General features: G+C 67.1%; 14 protein-coding genes. 3 read left to right on the top strand and 11 right to left on the bottom strand.

Annotated features, from left to right (window positions below; genetic code table 11):
- Positions 1-54: 54 nt before the first annotated feature.
- The 5 genes from DID98_RS12860 to DID98_RS12840 all read right to left on the bottom strand — a co-directional run bounded on the left by DID98_RS12860 (position 55) and on the right by DID98_RS12840 (position 7,115).
- On the bottom strand, positions 55-1,722 hold the full coding sequence (locus DID98_RS12860) for a GMC family oxidoreductase (protein WP_124570820.1): 1,668 nt from the start codon (positions 1,720-1,722) through the stop codon (positions 55-57).
- 15 nt (positions 1,723-1,737) lie between these two features.
- On the bottom strand, positions 1,738-2,955 hold the full coding sequence (locus DID98_RS12855) for a mandelate racemase/muconate lactonizing enzyme family protein (protein WP_124570819.1): 1,218 nt from the start codon (positions 2,953-2,955) through the stop codon (positions 1,738-1,740).
- Positions 2,952-4,283 (bottom strand): nitrate/nitrite transporter, encoded by a 1,332-nt coding sequence (locus DID98_RS12850; protein WP_185500414.1) that lies wholly within the window; start codon positions 4,281-4,283, stop codon positions 2,952-2,954. Before DID98_RS12850 ends, DID98_RS12855 begins: the two co-directional genes overlap by 4 nt.
- Before the next feature lie 127 nt (positions 4,284-4,410).
- Positions 4,411-5,835 (bottom strand): aldehyde dehydrogenase, encoded by a 1,425-nt coding sequence (gene aldA / locus DID98_RS12845; RefSeq protein ID WP_124520845.1) that lies wholly within the window; start codon positions 5,833-5,835, stop codon positions 4,411-4,413.
- A 341-nt stretch (positions 5,836-6,176) separates the two neighbouring features.
- Positions 6,177-7,115 carry a LysR substrate-binding domain-containing protein gene (locus DID98_RS12840; RefSeq protein WP_011356424.1) on the bottom strand — a complete coding sequence of 313 codons (939 nt, stop codon included), beginning with the start codon at positions 7,113-7,115 and terminating at the stop codon, positions 6,177-6,179.
- A gap of 275 nt (positions 7,116-7,390) precedes the next feature.
- Here DID98_RS12840 and DID98_RS12835 point away from each other — a divergent pair, with 275 nt between their 5' ends.
- Positions 7,391-8,266 (top strand): LysR family transcriptional regulator, encoded by an 876-nt coding sequence (locus DID98_RS12835; protein WP_044848048.1) that lies wholly within the window; start codon positions 7,391-7,393, stop codon positions 8,264-8,266.
- A gap of 86 nt (positions 8,267-8,352) precedes the next feature.
- Here DID98_RS12835 and DID98_RS12830 read toward each other — a convergent pair whose 3' ends face one another.
- The 3 genes from DID98_RS12830 to DID98_RS35795 all read right to left on the bottom strand — a co-directional run bounded on the left by DID98_RS12830 (position 8,353) and on the right by DID98_RS35795 (position 9,976).
- On the bottom strand, positions 8,353-8,619 hold the full coding sequence (locus tag DID98_RS12830; protein WP_124487036.1) for a hypothetical protein: 267 nt from the start codon (positions 8,617-8,619) through the stop codon (positions 8,353-8,355).
- Between the two features lie 85 nt (positions 8,620-8,704).
- Positions 8,705-9,697: a hypothetical protein gene (locus tag DID98_RS12825; protein ID WP_260428066.1), complete on the bottom strand. Its 993-nt coding sequence runs from the start codon at positions 9,695-9,697 to the stop codon at positions 8,705-8,707.
- Positions 9,698-9,823: 126 nt separating this feature from the next.
- Positions 9,824-9,976, bottom strand: coding sequence for a hypothetical protein (locus DID98_RS35795; protein WP_185500415.1), 153 nt, complete (start codon positions 9,974-9,976; stop codon positions 9,824-9,826).
- Between the two features lie 221 nt (positions 9,977-10,197).
- Between DID98_RS35795 and DID98_RS12820 the strand changes: the two genes are divergently transcribed.
- Entirely contained in the window at positions 10,198-10,455 is a 258-nt protein-coding gene (locus DID98_RS12820) for a type II toxin-antitoxin system ParD family antitoxin (protein WP_124521000.1), read from the top strand.
- Positions 10,452-10,751: a type II toxin-antitoxin system RelE/ParE family toxin gene (locus tag DID98_RS12815; protein ID WP_044848069.1), complete on the top strand. Its 300-nt coding sequence runs from the start codon at positions 10,452-10,454 to the stop codon at positions 10,749-10,751. Before DID98_RS12820 ends, DID98_RS12815 begins: the two co-directional genes overlap by 4 nt.
- A 157-nt stretch (positions 10,752-10,908) precedes the next feature.
- Here DID98_RS12815 and DID98_RS12810 read toward each other — a convergent pair whose 3' ends face one another.
- The 3 genes from DID98_RS12810 to DID98_RS12800 all read right to left on the bottom strand — a co-directional run bounded on the left by DID98_RS12810 (position 10,909) and on the right by DID98_RS12800 (position 14,915).
- The gene (locus DID98_RS12810) at positions 10,909-12,243 is read right to left on the bottom strand and encodes an MFS transporter (RefSeq protein WP_260426244.1); all 1,335 of its coding nucleotides are present in this window, start codon (positions 12,241-12,243) and stop codon (positions 10,909-10,911) included.
- A 159-nt stretch (positions 12,244-12,402) separates the two neighbouring features.
- The gene (locus DID98_RS12805; protein WP_044848052.1) at positions 12,403-13,854 is read right to left on the bottom strand and encodes an NAD-dependent succinate-semialdehyde dehydrogenase; all 1,452 of its coding nucleotides are present in this window, start codon (positions 13,852-13,854) and stop codon (positions 12,403-12,405) included.
- A 38-nt stretch (positions 13,855-13,892) separates the two neighbouring features.
- Entirely contained in the window at positions 13,893-14,915 is a 1,023-nt protein-coding gene (locus DID98_RS12800) for an aldo/keto reductase (protein ID WP_124487033.1), read from the bottom strand.
- Between the last annotated feature and the right edge of the window lie 40 nt (positions 14,916-14,955).

Genomic DNA, 14,955 nt, shown 5'->3' with positions numbered 1-14,955 from the left:
CGGCACGCAACCGCATCGCGCGCGCCTGCCCGCATCGTCGAGAACGCAGCCGCCTTAATGCGTGACCGTTTCCCGTTCGCCTGCTCTCACGGCAGCCGCGTCGCCACGCCCCGCATCCGCCAGAACCAGATCCGCGCCTTTCTCCGCGACCATCATCGTCGGCGCGTTGATGTTGCCCGACGTGATGTTCGGGAACACCGATGCATCGACGATCCGCAGCGCCTGCAGCCCGTGCACGCGCAACGACGCATCGACCACCGACGTCGCGGCGTCCGGCCCCATCGCGCACGAGCCGCACAGGTGGTAGATCGAACCCGACTGCTCGCGGAAATACTGCAGCATCGCTTCGTCGGAATCGACCTGCGGCCCCGGCGAGATTTCCTCGACGGTCATCGACTTCAGCGCCGGCGCGCGCATCAGCGCACGAATCACCTTGCTGCCCTGCACGGCCTCGTCGAGATCCTTCTGCGTGGTCAGCGCATTGATGTGGATCTTGGCGGCATCTTCCGCGCGGTTCGAGGCGATCTCGATCGTGCCGCGGCTCGTCGGCCGGCACGGGTTGAACGCGATCAGGAATCCGGAGTAAGGCTCGGGCTTGATGCTCGCGCGGTCGCTCTTGGGGATCCGGTACGACAGCGGGTTGAAGTAAAGCTGGATGTTCGGCTCCTGCGCATCGGCCGTGCCGCGGAAGAAGCCGCCCGCCTGGTTCACGCTCATCGCGAGCGGGCCGCGCTTCGTCAGCAGGTAGCGCAGCCCGATCTTCATCTTGCCGAGCAGGGTGCCCATCTCGTCGTTCAGCGTCGGCCGGTTCGCCTTGAAGTAGAAGCTCACGCACAGGTGGTCCTGCAGGTTGCGGCCGACGGCCGGCAGCGCATGCACGAGCGGCACGCGCCGGCGCGCGAGCAGCGCCGGATCGCCGACGCCCGACAGTTGCAGCAGCTTCGGCGTATCGACCGCGCCGGCCGCGAGGATCACCTCGCGCGCGGCGACGAGCGTTTCGTCGCCATGCCCGCCCGCGACGACCACGCCGGTCGCGCGCGTGCCGTCGAACGTCACGCGCCGCACGAGCACGCCCGAGCGCAGCGTAAGGTTCGCGCGGCCCAGCGCGGGACGCAGGTACGCGAAGCTGCTTGAACAGCGTTCGCCGCGCTTCGTGTTCAGGTCGTAGATGCCCGCGCCCTCGAACTGCGCGCCGTTGAAATCGTCGGTGCGCGGCAGGTTCAGTTCGCCGCAGCCCTTCAGGAACTCGTGGACGATCGGATGCACGTCGGCCTTCATCGACGTGATGTGGATCGGCCCCGTCGCGCCGTGATGCTGCGGATCGGTCGCACCGGCCGCGTGGGTTTCGAGCTTGCGGAAGTACGGCAGCACGTCGTCGTACGCCCAGCCCGGATTGCCGGCGGCCGCCCAGTCGTCGTAGTCGCTGCGCTGGCCGCGCACGTAGACCATCGCGTTGATCGAGCCCGAGCCGCCGACCACCTTGCCGCGCGGGCAGTACAGCTTGCGATCGGCGAGCTGCGCCTCGGGCTCGCTGTAGTACATCCAGTTGTAGCGGCGGTTGTAGTAGGTCTTCGTGAAGCCGACGGGCACCTTGAACCAGAACGACGCGTCGCGCTCGCCCGCTTCGAGCAGCAGCACCGAGTGCCGGCCCGATTCGCTCAGGCGGTTCGCGAGGATGCAGCCGGCCGAGCCCGCGCCGACGATGATGTAGTCGTAGCTCATGTCTGTCCTTTGCGCTCAGCCCTTCGCGGGAGCGAGATCCTTCACGTCGACGGGGTGTTCGCCCATCTGCAGGTGCAGCCGTTCGCCGGTGTACGGCGTGTGGCGCCTCACGACGTCCATGTCGAGCTCGATGCCGAGGCCCGGCTCGTTCGACGGGACGATGTAGCCGTCTTCCCAGCGGATCGGCGTCTTCACGACTTCGGCGTGGAAACCGCCCCACGTCATGATGCTTTCCTGGATCAGGAAGTTCGGCGTGCAGGTCGCGAGCTGGATGCTCGCGGCCGCGCCCACCGGCCCGTTGTACAGGTGCGGTGCGATCTGCGCGTAGTGCACTTCGGCGAGCGTCGCGATCTTCTTCGCTTCGAGCAGGCCGCCCACACGCGCGACGTTCAACTGCAGGATCGATGCGCCGCCCGCCTGCAGCAGCTTGTGGAATTCGTACTTGGTGGTCAGGCGCTCGCCGGTCGCGATCGGAATCGACGTGTGCTTCGCGACTTGCGCGATCGCCTCTTCCTGGCCGGGGGGCACCGGCTCCTCGAACCACAGCGGGTCGTATTTCTCGAGCCGCTTCGCGAGCCGGATCGCCGACGACGGCACCATCTGCCCGTGCGTGCCGAACAGCAGGTCGGCCTTGCTGCCGACGGCTTCGCGCACCTTGCGGCAGAACGTCTCGCAGCGGTCGAGCACTTCGAGCGACAGCTGGTGGCCCGAGTAGGCCGTGTACGGGCCGGCCGGGTCGAACTTGACGGCCGTGAAGCCGAGCTTCACGTTCTGCGCCGCGCATTCGGCCGCGAGGTCGGGATCGTCGTAGTCGTATTCGCCTTTCGCGTTCTTCGGGTACAGGTACGTGTACGAGCGCAGCCGTTCGTGGATCTTCCCGCCGAGCAGTTCGTACACGGGCTTGCCGGCGGCCTTGCCGACGATGTCCCAGCACGCCATTTCAAGGCCGCTGACGACGCCCATCATCGTGAGATCCGGTCGCTGCGTGAAGCCGCTCGAATAGGCCTGGCGGAACAGCCGTTCGACGTGATGCGGGTCGCGGTTCAGCAGGTGGCGTTCGAACACGTCGTCGATGATCGGCGCCATCGCCTTCGGGCCGAACGTCGCCGAGTAGATCTCGCCGACGCCTTCGATGCCGTCGTCGGTCTTCAGCTTCACGAAGATCCAGTACATCCCGCCGACATGCGGCGGCGGCACGGCGACGATATGGGTTTCGAGCGAAACGATCTTCATGCGGACTCCTGGATACGGGAAAGGCGGTTGAGGCGGTATTTGAGGAACGCGGCCGCGCCCGCGCCGCAGAGCGCGATCGCAGCGATGTAGCCGAAATAGAGCTGGTAGCCGTGCGCGCCCGGCCAGGTATGCGTCACGTAGCCGTTGATCAGCGGCACGAACACGTCGGGCGAATAGCCGAGCACCGAGATCAGGCCGATCGCGAGGCCCGCGCAATGCGTCGGCACCTTGCAGTCGTCGAGCAGCGACCAGTAGAGGCCGCGGATCGCATAGGTGAGGATGCCGATGAACAGCACGAGCACGACGAGCATCGCCTGCGGGCTATGCGCGGGTGCTGCGATCAGCCCGACGAGCGACAGCGCGGCGAGGACCAGCGCCCAGAACAGCACCGACACCTTCGAGACGCGGTCGCCGAGGAAGCCGCCGCCGATGCCGCCGACGGGGCGCATCCACAGCTTGAGCGTCGTGATGAAGCCGGCCGCCGTCGCGCTGAGCCCGAAATTGCCTTCGTGCAGGTAGGCCGAGAAGCTGTAGGTCGCCCAGAACACCTGGTAGCCGCAGAACACGATCGCGGCGACGAGCCACAGCTCGGGGATCGCCGCGAGCGTCTTCAGGTCGGTCAGCACGCTGCCTTTTCGGCGTTCCGTCACGGCCTTGCGATCGCCCGCGCCCGCCGGATCCTTCACCAGCGCGAGCAGCACGCCGAGCGCGATGCAGAAGAACGCGTACAGATGCACGACGAGCGTGAAGCCGGCCGCATCGGTGCCGCCGCGCGCCTGCGTCACGTAGGCGAACAGCGTGATCGCGATCGTCGCGAGCAGCGCCTCGACGAGCCCGCGGCCGCCGTCGAGCAGCCCGAAGAAACGGCCCTGTTCGTCGGGGCCCGCGATCATGTTCACGCGCTTGATCACGGCGGCCCAGAACGTGAGGCCGGTGGTCAGCCCCCAGCCGCCGAAGATCAGCACGAGCGTGTCGAACGACGGCCCGGTCGCGTAGACGAGCCCGAGCGCGCCCGTCGCGAGCAGCGAGAAGCAGATCAGCCAGCGCGGCGACAGGCGGTCGGCCAGCCAGCCGCTCGGCAGGTAGCTGACGAGGAAGATCGTGCCGAGCGACGAATACAGGTAACCGAGCTGCACGTCGTCGATATGGAAGAACTGCAGCATCGTCGGCTGGTACACCTGCCGCAGATACAGCATCGGGTAGATCGCGCCCGCGGCAATCACGAGCAGCAGCAGTTGCAGGTAGCGTTGCGCGCGGGAATGCTGCGACGCGTGAGCGTCGTCGTGCAGCGCGAGCGACGCGGCGGGCGTCGACGGTTGGGTCGGCATGATGTCTTCCTCCATCAGGCGTCCTTGAGGCGGATGCCTGCAGGTTTTTTATGTTCTGGTGGGTCAGGGCGGCGCGCGGCGGGTGTCGTCGCGCGCGCGCCGGAAACGGTGCTTGGGTGCGGCGGTGTCAGTACTTCATGACGACGAGGCGCGTCTGCGTGAATTCAAGCATCCCGTGCTTGCCGTCGTCGCCGCCGAGGCCCGAGCGCTTCCAGCCGGCGTGGAAGCCCTGGTACGGATCGGCCGGCGTGCGGTTCACGTACAGCTCGCCGGCCTCGATCGCGTTCGCGACGGTCATCGCGGTGCGGTAGCGCTCGGTATAGAGCACCGACGACAGGCCGAACTGGTGGTCGTTCGCCTGCGCGATCGCTTCGTCGATCGTCGTGTAGCGCAGCACGGGCATGATCGGGCCGAAGGTTTCCTCCTGCACGATCTCCATGTCCTGCCGCACGCCGGTGAGCAGCGTGGGCGGGTAGAAGAAGCCGGGGCCGTCGGGAATCGCGCCGCCGGTTTCGAGCGTCGCACCCGCCGCGATCGCACGTTCGACCATCCCGTGGATGTGCGCGCGCGCCGATGCGCTGACGAGCGGGCCCATCCGCGTGGCGTCCTGCGCACGGTCGCCGATGCGCACGGCGGCCATCTTCTCCTTCAGCAGCGCGACGAAACGGTCGTGCACGCTGTCGTGCACGTACACGCGCTCGATCGCCGTGCAGAGCTGGCCGCAATGGGTCGTCTTCGACGCGACGAGCGCGGCGGCCGCGCGTTCGAGGTCGGCGTCGGGCTCGATGATCGCGGGCGTCTTGCCGCCGAGTTCGAGCGACGGCTTCGCGATGTTCGCCTTGCAGTAATCGAGCACCTTGCGGCCCGCGTTCACGCTGCCGGTCAGCGTGATCATCCCGACTGCCGGGTGCGTGCACAGCGCTTCGGCCGTCGCGTGATCCATCGTCAGGATGTTGACGACGCCAGGCGGGAAGCCCGCTTCGTCGGCCGCCTTCGCGATCTCGAACGCGGACACCGGCGTGTGGTTGCTCGGCCGCACGACCACGGTATTGCCGGCGATCAGCGCGGGCGCGACCTTGCGCAGCAGCGTGTAGACGGGATAGTTGAACGGGATCAGGCATGCGACGACGCCGATCGGCTCGCGCTGCAGGAACAGGTTCTCGTCGGGCGTGTCGCTCGGGATGATCTCGCCCTCGATCCGGCGCGCCCACTCGGCGTGATAGCGCGTGATCTGGCCCGCGTAGACGGCCTCGTTCGACGCGTCCTCGATGCTCTTGCCGGATTCCTGCGCGAGCGCCGCGCCGATTTCGGGGGCACGCGTGGTCAGCGCGTCGGCTAAGCGGTGCAGGTACACGGCGCGCTCGGCGCTCGGCAGCTTGCGCCACGCCTTCTGCGCGGCGGCCGCGGCGTCGACGGCGGCGAGCGCGTCGGCCGGCGTCGCGGCCGGCACGTGCGCGAACGGCGCTTCGGTGGCGGGATTGTGGACCACGATGAACGCGTCGCTTTCCGGGGCGACGAAACGGCCGTTCACGTAGTTGCGTTCGGTGCGCATGAAGTGACTCCTCCGATGAATGCGGGCGGATCGCTTCGGGTGGCGACACGCGCGGTACGGGACAGAGGCCATTCTCTTCATGCGTTTAACACACGACAAACGACTTATTTTCGCGTCGAGCATGAGAAAAATGCACGTTACTCGACCGATCGGCCGGAATCGCACGTCCGGCAAGGCTGCCGTGGCGGGGGCCGGGAGCGGGACGGGCGGCGGCGGGGCCGCATTTTTCGACTGATCCGGATGCGCGCGCGAGCGGGAGCCGGTAAGGTGTCGGCCGCGGTTGACGCTTCGGCGCGGCGCGGGGCGAGGCAGTCGGCTACGCTTGGGGCGCGGATCGTGTGCTAGGCCAGCGGCACTTGCGGCAGCGGCGACGACGGTTCGAGATGGCGCTTCGCGAGCCACACTTCCTGCTGCAGCCAGTCGCGGAACTGGACGATGTGCGGCAGGTTCGTCTGCTCGGGCCGCGTGACGAACCAGTACGACTGGTGGCCGTCGACGTGCACGTTGAGCACCTGCATCAGCTGCCCGGTCGCCAGTTCGCGCGCGACCATGTGGCGATCGGCGATCGTGATCCCGAGGCCGTCGATCGCTGCGCGGATCGCGTGGTCGAGCAGGTCGAATTCGTAGCCGCCGCGCGTGTCGACGTCGGCGATGCCGGCGGCCTTCAGCCAGTGCTGCCAGGTCAGGTAGCGCTGGTCGTCGGTGGCGAGCACGTGCAGCAGCGTGAAGCGGTTCAGGTCGATCGGCGCGCCGTCCTGTCGCAGCCGCGCATACAGCGCGGGCGCGCAGACGGCGATATGCTGCTCCTGCATCAGCAGTGCGTTATCGAAGCCGTCCCATTCGCCGTCGCCGAAGCGGATCGCGCAGTCGAGCACGCGCGATTCGCCGAGACTGTCGTGGATGCGGGTCGTGAGGCTCAGCTCGAATTCGGGATGCGCGTCGCGCAGCCGGCCGAGCCGCGGCATCAGCCAGCGCGCGGCGAAGGTGGGCGGCACGTTCGCGCGCAGGCGGTTCAGGTGGGTTTTTTCCTGCAGGCTGCGAACGGTCAGCTCGATCTTGTCGAACGATTGCTGCAGCGCGCGCAGCAGCACGCGGCCGGCCGCTGTCAGTTCGAGCTGGTGATGGCGGCGCTCGAGCAGGGTTTCGCCGAGCTGGCCCTCGAGCTGGCGAACCTGACGGCTCACCGCGCTCTGCGTCACGTTGAGCAGCTCGGCCGCGCGTGTGAAGCTGCCGGTGCGGCCGGCCATCTCGAAGGCTTTCAGCGCGTTCAGCGCCGGCATCTTGCGTCTCACGGGGCGGTGTCGTGTCTGGTGCGGGATGCTTATTGTAGGCGGGCGGCGCGGGCGCGGGGACGATGAATGGATGCGACGGAGGGCGCGGGCCACAGGGGCTTTTACGGCACGGCGGTTGGCGCGCCTCGTTGCGACCAGGCTGCCCGCAGGATGGTCGGGGGCGCCGGCCCGCAACAGCACGAACGATACGAACGATACGAACGATACGAACGATACGAACGATACGAACGATACGAACGATACGAACGAAAGGGACACACATCATGCGACGCCTGCCATCGTTGATCGCGCTGCGATTTTTCGAGGAGACCGCGCGTCACCTGAGCTTCAACCGTGCGGCGGTTTCGCTGTGCGTGACGCAGGGGGCGGTGAGCCGGCAGATCCGGCTGCTCGAGGAGGCGCTCGGCGCGCGGCTGTTCGAGCGCGATCACAAGGGCGTGCGCCTGACCGATGCCGGCCAGCGGTTGCTGCCGTTCATCGGGCAGGCGTTCGATACGATCGAACGCGGCGTCGACGAAGTCGCCGCCACGCGGCCGGGTGCGAAGCGGCGCCTGACGGTGTCGCTGCCGCCGACGTTCGCGACGCAGTGGTTTTCGCCGCGGCTCGGCACGCTCGCGCAGGCGCTGCCCGACGTCGAGCTGTCGATCCGCACCGAGCCGGCCGACGACTGCCATTGCCACATCCGCTTCGGGCGCGCGGCGCGCGCGGGGATGCAGTCGGAGCTGCTGATGATGGAACGGCATGCGCTCGTCGGCGCGCCGCGTTATCGCGGCGATGCGCTCGACGTGCTGCTCGGCCGGCTGCCGTCGCTGCATGTGCTGCACGAAGGCAAGCGCCTGACGCTATGGGCCGACTGGTGCGAGCAGGCCGGCGTGCCGGTGGCGCGGATCGCCGACGGCATCGAGTTTTCCACGCTCGAACAGGCGATCCGCGCGGCGCGCAAGGGCGCGGGGCTCGCGGTGGTCGACCTGAACATGATCGAGGAGGAGATCGCCGAGGGCAGCCTCGTGCGGCTGTCGCCGGTGCAGCCGATCGGACCGTTCGGCTATTGGCTCGATGTCGAGCCGGAGAGTATCGCGGTCGAGCACGTGGTTGCGTTTGCCGCGTGGTTGCGGGGGCAGGCGGGGCGGAAGGGGTAGGGGCGCGGTCGGGGCGACATGATCGTGTGCCGATACCCGTTGTCACGAGGTCGTGCGGATCGCCCCGGTCGCTGTCGTCGATTCTGTCAGAGAGTGTCACCAGCCGAGGAATACAAATCGGGGTCCAGGCCGAAGTGCATGAACGTTTCGCGGCCCCCGATGGCTCTGGCCTCGGCTTCCGAAATGATGGGTAACTTGCACTTCGACGGATCGATGCGTCCCACGTTGAAGACGGTTCTCGGCAGCGGCGCGGCGGGCGTGCTGATCGGCGGTGCGGCCAGTTCGGCGGAGGACGCACGCGCGAGATTGCGACGGAGTTCGTATGCGAGGAATTCTTCAAGGAGTCGTCGCATTTCCGCGCGCCGGACGACACGATTCCCGTTCGTCGTGCGCCTGCGTGCCGCTGACGGCCGCGCAATCCGGAATCGGGTTATCGGGCTATGCTTTTCTGGCATCGTAAATCCCCTTCTCGATCAAGTAATCGCGTAGCGCCAGCACGGATGCGCCATGCGATGCAACGTCGAATGTCATCCACCGATGTGATCCGGCGGCTCGCCAGAAGTCTCGTCCGATTCGAGTCGTATAAAGCATGCGTAGTGATCGAGGCGAGCCATCGGCCAGCCCGACCGGGTATCCCCGAAAGAACTGGAACAGCGCGGCTTCGTCTGCGTGCGCGCCAGGAATGGAAGCGTCGAAGCCGAACCTCGGCCACGCGTAGTATCCGTAGAGCCGCTGGCCGCCCGACTCCGGCGGCGCTTTGCGGCCGCCGATCGCGAAGGCGGTGATCCGGGCGATGCCCAACGTATCACATGCTCGAACGATTCTCCAGAGCATAGCCGCGCCGAGCCCGGCGGCTGCGCTGTCGACCAGATCGATTGAGCGAAGTTCGAGTACCTGCGAGTCGCCAGTTTGGAAGACGGATATCCGGTTTTCCGATTGGATCAACGTCGGGTGTGTGACGGAGAACGTCAGTCTGCCCGCACTGTCGAGATAGGCCTGTACGTCCGATCCGGACGGCGCGCCGCATAACGAAGCGAGCAACCCGTCAGGAACTTCGTCATCCATACCAAGCAATGCGGAGATGTCCAGATCGTTACGCTCGATCGCCAAGTGACCGTCGAAAAATGCCTTCTCGTACGGCAACGTATGACTGAGATCGACGGGTTGGGTAGACATGGCGGCCGGAAGAATGGAAAACCCCAGCATATCGCCGCGAATCCGCCGCGCCGAGTCCGCCGAACGGCCAACCGCGAGACGGAACGCCCGCCGTCCCGCCGGCCTTACGACCAGTCGAACGTCAGCAGCGCCGCGCGGCCGACCGGCTCGTATGGCCTGTTGCCCGGTGTAATGCGCGTCCAGTTTCTTGCGAAAGCCTGCGCCGTACGTGTCGGGCGGGTTCTCCGGATAGAAGTAGCGCGGGTCGCCGAGCAACGTATAGCGGTTGTTTTCGTCGAGCCGGAACCCGATCCAGTTCGCGCGCAGATAGTCGTTGTGGTGCGCGGCCGTGTCCTGTCCGACGACCCCGTCATAAGGTTCGACCGGGCTGAGCGGGTAGATTCAGCCTTCCCAATACGGATCGATCGCCGACAGGTCGATCGACACGAGCGGATGCAAATGGCGCGCGAGTGCGGCCTGGTGCGCGGCGAGGACGTCGGTGTCCGACGCATAGACCTTCAGGCCGGGTTGTGGCGTGACGATGTCTTCGATCATGATCGGTGTCCGCATGGTGAGCGTTCGGCAAGGCTTCACGAGTGAAGGCGAAAACCGGATGAATGCCGGCGCCGCAGCAGCCTGTCGGAATGAGGTTCCGTTCATCCGGCCGATCGGATGTGAAAGCATTCGCGCTGCCCCTCTGGAGATCGTCTTCTTGATAATAGTTGATAACCGGGATACGCTTCATGGATCGAATTCAATCCGTTCGGGAGGTCGACATGATCAGTGCGGAACTGGGCCAGCAACTGGAGGCTTATGTCGCGAAGCTGGTCGAATCGGGGCGTTACGGGTCCAAGAGCGAAGTGCTGCGCGAAGGCGTGCGCCTGATCCAGGATCGCGAGGCGCAACTGAACGCGCTGGACGCGGTGATCGCGCGCAGCCTGGCCGATGCGCAAGCAGGGCGCGGCGCCGAGGCGGCGGAAGTCTTCGATCGTCTCGAGGCGAAGTATCGGGCGCAGGCGGATCGGCAGGCCTGATCGTGCGCCTGTCCGATTTTGCGATTGCCGAACTCGAAGCGGTCGCCGATTACATTGCACGCGACAACCCGCAACGTGCCGTGACGTTCGTGCGGGAGATTCGCGACAAGTGCATGAGTCTGGCCGCGATGCCGCTGGCGTTTCCGCTGGTGCCGCGCTTCGAGCGTTACGGCGTGCGGCACCGCGTGTACGGCAACTACCAGATCTTCTATCGAGTCGTCGGCGATCCGCCGACGCGGATCGACATCCTTCACGTCCTGCACGGCGCGAGGGACTACGCGTCGATTCTGTTCTGAGCGAACGCGAGCATCTCATCGCGCCCGGAATGAGCGAGCCCGCCCACGACCGGGTGCGACAGAATCGCGCTCGGTGTCGCCGGCGCGCATCGGCGGCGAGTCGAGGCAAAAGCCTCGCGCGCGATGAAGCCGGCGGCCACGCAGCCCGCCACCCTCGTCAATGCCCCGACGCTTCCTCCAGCGTCAGATGCTTCGTCTCCGGCGCCCACGCGATGGACACGATCATCCCCACCAGCAACACGCCCGCGAGCGCGAACATCGTCGCGTGAAAGCCGAGCGTCGCGATGCCGGCCGGCAGCAGGAACGTGCCGATCGCCGAACCGAGCCGGCTGCACGCGATCGCGAGGCCCACGCCGCTCGCGCGCACTTCGGTCGGGAAGCACTCGGGCGGGAACACGCCGACGAGGTTGCTGAACGCCGACATCGTCAGCGTGAAGATCGCGAACGCGACGATCATCGCGACGGCCGCCGCCGACGGCAGCACCGCGAGCGCGACGAGCGACGCGCACGTCACCGCGAACGAGCCGATCAGGAAGCCGCGTCGCGACAGCCGGATCGTCAGCCAGATGCCGATCAGCGCGCCCAGCACGAGAAACGCGTTCAGCAGCAGGTCCGCACCGAAGCCTTCGGCGAGGCCGATCGTCTTCAGGATCGTCGGCAGGAACGTGTAGATCGCGAAATACGGAATCACGAGGCACACGAAGAACGCGCAGTTGAAAAGCGTGCGGCGGATCAGGTCACGCCGGAACAGTCGCGCGAAGCCGGCATTCGCCTGCGGTTCGGCCGAACCGTCGAGCGTCACGTGCGGCCCGAAATGTTTCGCGACGATGGCGCGCGCTTCCTGCACGCGGCCCTTGCCGAGCAGCCAGCGCGGCGATTCGGGCGTGCCGATCCGCAGCACCAGCACGATCAGCGCAGGCAATGCAGCCGACGCGAGCAGCCAGCGCCATGCGTCGGGCGCGGCGTCGCCGTACGCGAGGCCGAGCACGTTCGCGGCGACATAGCCGAGCGTCCAGATCACGCTGAACGAGCCGAGCAGCGCACCGCGATGCTTGCGCGGCGAGAATTCGGCGAGGATCGCGTGGCCGACGGTGAAGTCGCCGCCCATCCCGAAGCCGATCAGCACGCGCAGCACGCACAGTTCGAGCGGCGACGTGACGAAGAACTGCGCGAACGCGGCCGCCGTGATGATCACGAAGCTCGTCAGGAAGATCTTCTGCCGGCCCATCCGGTCGGACAGCCAGCCGAACACGAGGCTGCCGAAGAAGATGCCGATCAGCGCCGAGCTGCCGATCATCCCCATCCAGAACGCGTCGATCGGCATCTGCCTGCCGAGCGCGGCGAGCGCATAACCGATCGTGCCGAGCGTGTAGCCTTCGGTGAAATGCGCGCCGAACGTGAGGCCGGCGATCTTCACGTGGAAACGGTTGAGCGGCACGTCGTCGAGCGCGACGGGGCGGTGCGGCGCCTCGGCGCCACGCGACAGCGGCAACGCGCGCGCGGTGCCGGATTGAACGTTGGCTGGGGTCAAGCTGCCTCCTGGATTGTCATGCGCGATGCAGCGGCCTGCGCGGGCAGGAATGCCCGCGAGCGCCCTGCAAGGCGCCGCGCGCCCGGGCGGCGCGCGGCGCGGGGCGACCGCGTGGAGCGGTCAGCGGCCGAGGCCGGCCATCAGCGTGTACTTGAGTTCCACGTATTCGTCGAGGCCGTACTTCGAGCCTTCGCGGCCGAGCCCCGATTGCTTGACGCCGCCGAACGGCGCGACTTCGGTCGAGATGATCCCGTCGTTGACGCCGACCATCCCGCTCTCGAGCGCACCCGACACTCGCCACGCGCGGCCGAGGTCGCGCGTGTAGAAGTACGCGGACAGCCCGAACGGCGTGTCGTTGGCCGCGGCGACGGCCTCTTCCTCGGTCGTGAAGCGGAAGCAGCCGGCGACGGGACCGAAGGTTTCCTCTTCGGCGATCAGCATGTCGGGCGTCATGCCGGTCAGCACGGTCGGCTCGTAGAACGTGCCGCCGAGCGCGTGGCGCTTGCCGCCGGTGAGCGCGTGCGCGCCCTTCGCGGTTGCATCGGCCACGTGCCGCTCGACCTTGCCGAGCGCCGCCTCGTTGATCAGCGGCCCCTGGTCGACCTCACCGGCGAGCGCGTTGCCGACGCGCAGCGTGCGCACGGCGTCCGCCAGCTTGCGCGTGAACGCGTCGTACACGCCGTCCTGCACGAGAAAGCGGTTCACGCATACGCAGGTCTGGCCCGTGTTGCGGAACTTCGACGCGATCGCGCCCGTGACCGCCGCATCGAGATCGGCATCGTCGAACACGATGAACGGCGCGTTGCCGCCGAGTTCGAGCGACAGCTTCTTCAGCGTGTCGGCCGACTGCTTCGCGAGCAGCTTGCCGACCCGCGTCGAGCCCGTGAACGACAGCTTGCGCACGACGGACGAGCTCGTCAGCGTCTCGCCGATCGCGACCGCGTCGCCCGACACGACGTTGAACACGCCGGCCGGCACGCCCGCGCGCTCGGCCAGCACTGCGAGCGCGAACGCCGACAGCGGCGTTTCCTCGGACGGCTTCAGCACCATCGTGCAGCCGGCCGCGAGCGCGGGGCCGGCCTTGCGCGTGATCATCGCGAGCGGGAAGTTCCACGGCGTGATCGCCGCGACGACGCCGACCGGCTCGCGCGTGACCACGATCTGCGAATCCGGCTTCGGGCTCGGGATCACGTCGCCGTACATGCGCTTCGCTTCTTCCGCGAACCATTCGAGAAAGCTCGCCGCGTACGCGACTTCGCCGCGCGCTTCCGCGAGCGGCTTGCCTTGCTCGCGCGTCAGCAGCTCGGCGAGCGCATCGCGATGCTCGAGCATCAGCTCGCCCCAGCGCTTCACGCGTGCGCCGCGCTCCTTCGCGGTCAGCGCGCGCCACGCGGGAAACGCGTGCGCGGCCGCGTCGATGGCGCGCTGCGTGTCGTCGGCGCCGCCTTTCGCGACTTTCGCGATCGTCTCGCCGGTCGCGGGGTTCAGCACCGGATAGGTCGCATCGCTCGCGCCATGCGATTCGTGCCATTCGCCGCCGATGTAATGGCCGGTCCTCAGAAATTCGTTCATGGTGTGTCGTTCCTTCAGTGCGTCGGAGCCGCAGCCCTTCAGTCCGTTGCGAAGCTGCCCTGCGCCGGACGCGACGCGCGCGCGATGCGCTTGCCGGCCGTGTAGTCGTTGATCAGGTCGCACGGCGTGTAGTTGCGTTCCAGTTCGTGCAGTTCTTCTTCGGTGAGCTGCGTTTCGAGCGCGCCGAGCGCGCTGTCGAACTGCGCGACGGAATCCGCGCCGACCAGCATGCTCGCGACGCCGGGGCGGCTCAGCACCCACGCCTGCGCGATCTGCGCGGGCGGTACGCCGCGGCGCTTCGCGACCTTCGCGACCGATTCCGCGATCGCGAGCGACGCAGCGTCGCCATACATCTGCGCGGTGAAGAAGTCGGTCTGGTTGCGCGTCGATTGCGGCTCGCAGGTCAGCAGGCCGCGCGCGAGCGGGCTGAACACCGACACGCCGACGCCCTGGTCGATGCAGTACGGCACCATCTCGCGCTCTTCCTCGCGATACGCGAGGTTCAGCTGCAGCTGCATGTTGATCGGCTTGTCCCAGCCGTTTCGTTCGCAAGCCTGCATGATCTTCGCGAACTGCCACGTGTACATCGTCGATACGCCGATATAGCGCGCCTTGCCCGCGCGCACGATGTCGTGCAGCGCGCTCATGGTTTCCTCGACGGGCGTGTTCACGTCGAAGAAGTGCAGCATGAAGATGTCGACGTAATCCATCCCGAGCCGCTTCAGCGACCCGTCGATGCCGTCGAGCACGTGCTTGCGCGAATGGCCGCCCGCGTTCGGATAACTGCCCATGTCGTAGCCGACCTTGGTCGTCACGACGAGCTCCTCGCGGCGCGCGTTGCGCTTCAGGATGCGACCGACCACTTCCTCGCCGACGCCCGTCGAATAGAAGTCCGCGAGATCGATGAAGTTGACGCCGGCGTCGAGCGCGCGGCGCACGATCGGCTCGCTCTGCGCTTCGTCGAAGATCCAGGGCTTCCATTCGGGGGTGCCCATGTTCATCGTGCCGAGACACAGGCGGGACACCTTCAGGCCGGACTGGCCGAGGCGGACGTATTCCATGTTTCCTCCAGGTGCGGCCTTGTGTCGGCCGCTTGTCGTC

The sequence above is a fragment of the Burkholderia sp. Bp8984 genome, assembly GCF_003853755.1.
Classification (GTDB): domain Bacteria; phylum Pseudomonadota; class Gammaproteobacteria; order Burkholderiales; family Burkholderiaceae; genus Burkholderia.
The sequence above is the reverse complement of the archived record's forward strand: the minus strand, read 5'-3'. Positions and strand labels throughout refer to the sequence as shown.

Excerpts from the sequence above, each read along its gene's own strand:
- DID98_RS12860 (WP_124570820.1), bottom strand. The coding sequence starts at position 1,722 with ATGAGCTACGACTACATCATCGTCGGCGCGGGCTCGGCCGGCTGCATC.
- DID98_RS12855 (WP_124570819.1), bottom strand. The coding sequence starts at position 2,955 with ATGAAGATCGTTTCGCTCGAAACCCATATCGTCGCCGTGCCGCCGCCG.
- DID98_RS12850 (WP_185500414.1), bottom strand. The coding sequence starts at position 4,283 with ATGCCGACCCAACCGTCGACGCCCGCCGCGTCGCTCGCGCTGCACGAC.
- aldA (WP_124520845.1), bottom strand. The coding sequence starts at position 5,835 with ATGCGCACCGAACGCAACTACGTGAACGGCCGTTTCGTCGCCCCGGAA.
- DID98_RS12840 (WP_011356424.1), bottom strand. The coding sequence starts at position 7,115 with ATGCCGGCGCTGAACGCGCTGAAAGCCTTCGAGATGGCCGGCCGCACC.
- DID98_RS12835 (WP_044848048.1), top strand. The coding sequence starts at position 7,391 with ATGCGACGCCTGCCATCGTTGATCGCGCTGCGATTTTTCGAGGAGACC.
- DID98_RS12830 (WP_124487036.1), bottom strand. The coding sequence starts at position 8,619 with ATGCGACGACTCCTTGAAGAATTCCTCGCATACGAACTCCGTCGCAAT.
- DID98_RS35795 (WP_185500415.1), bottom strand. The coding sequence starts at position 9,976 with ATGATCGAAGACATCGTCACGCCACAACCCGGCCTGAAGGTCTATGCG.
- DID98_RS12820 (WP_124521000.1), top strand. The coding sequence starts at position 10,198 with ATGATCAGTGCGGAACTGGGCCAGCAACTGGAGGCTTATGTCGCGAAG.
- DID98_RS12805 (WP_044848052.1), bottom strand. The coding sequence starts at position 13,854 with ATGAACGAATTTCTGAGGACCGGCCATTACATCGGCGGCGAATGGCAC.
- DID98_RS12800 (WP_124487033.1), bottom strand. The coding sequence starts at position 14,915 with ATGGAATACGTCCGCCTCGGCCAGTCCGGCCTGAAGGTGTCCCGCCTG.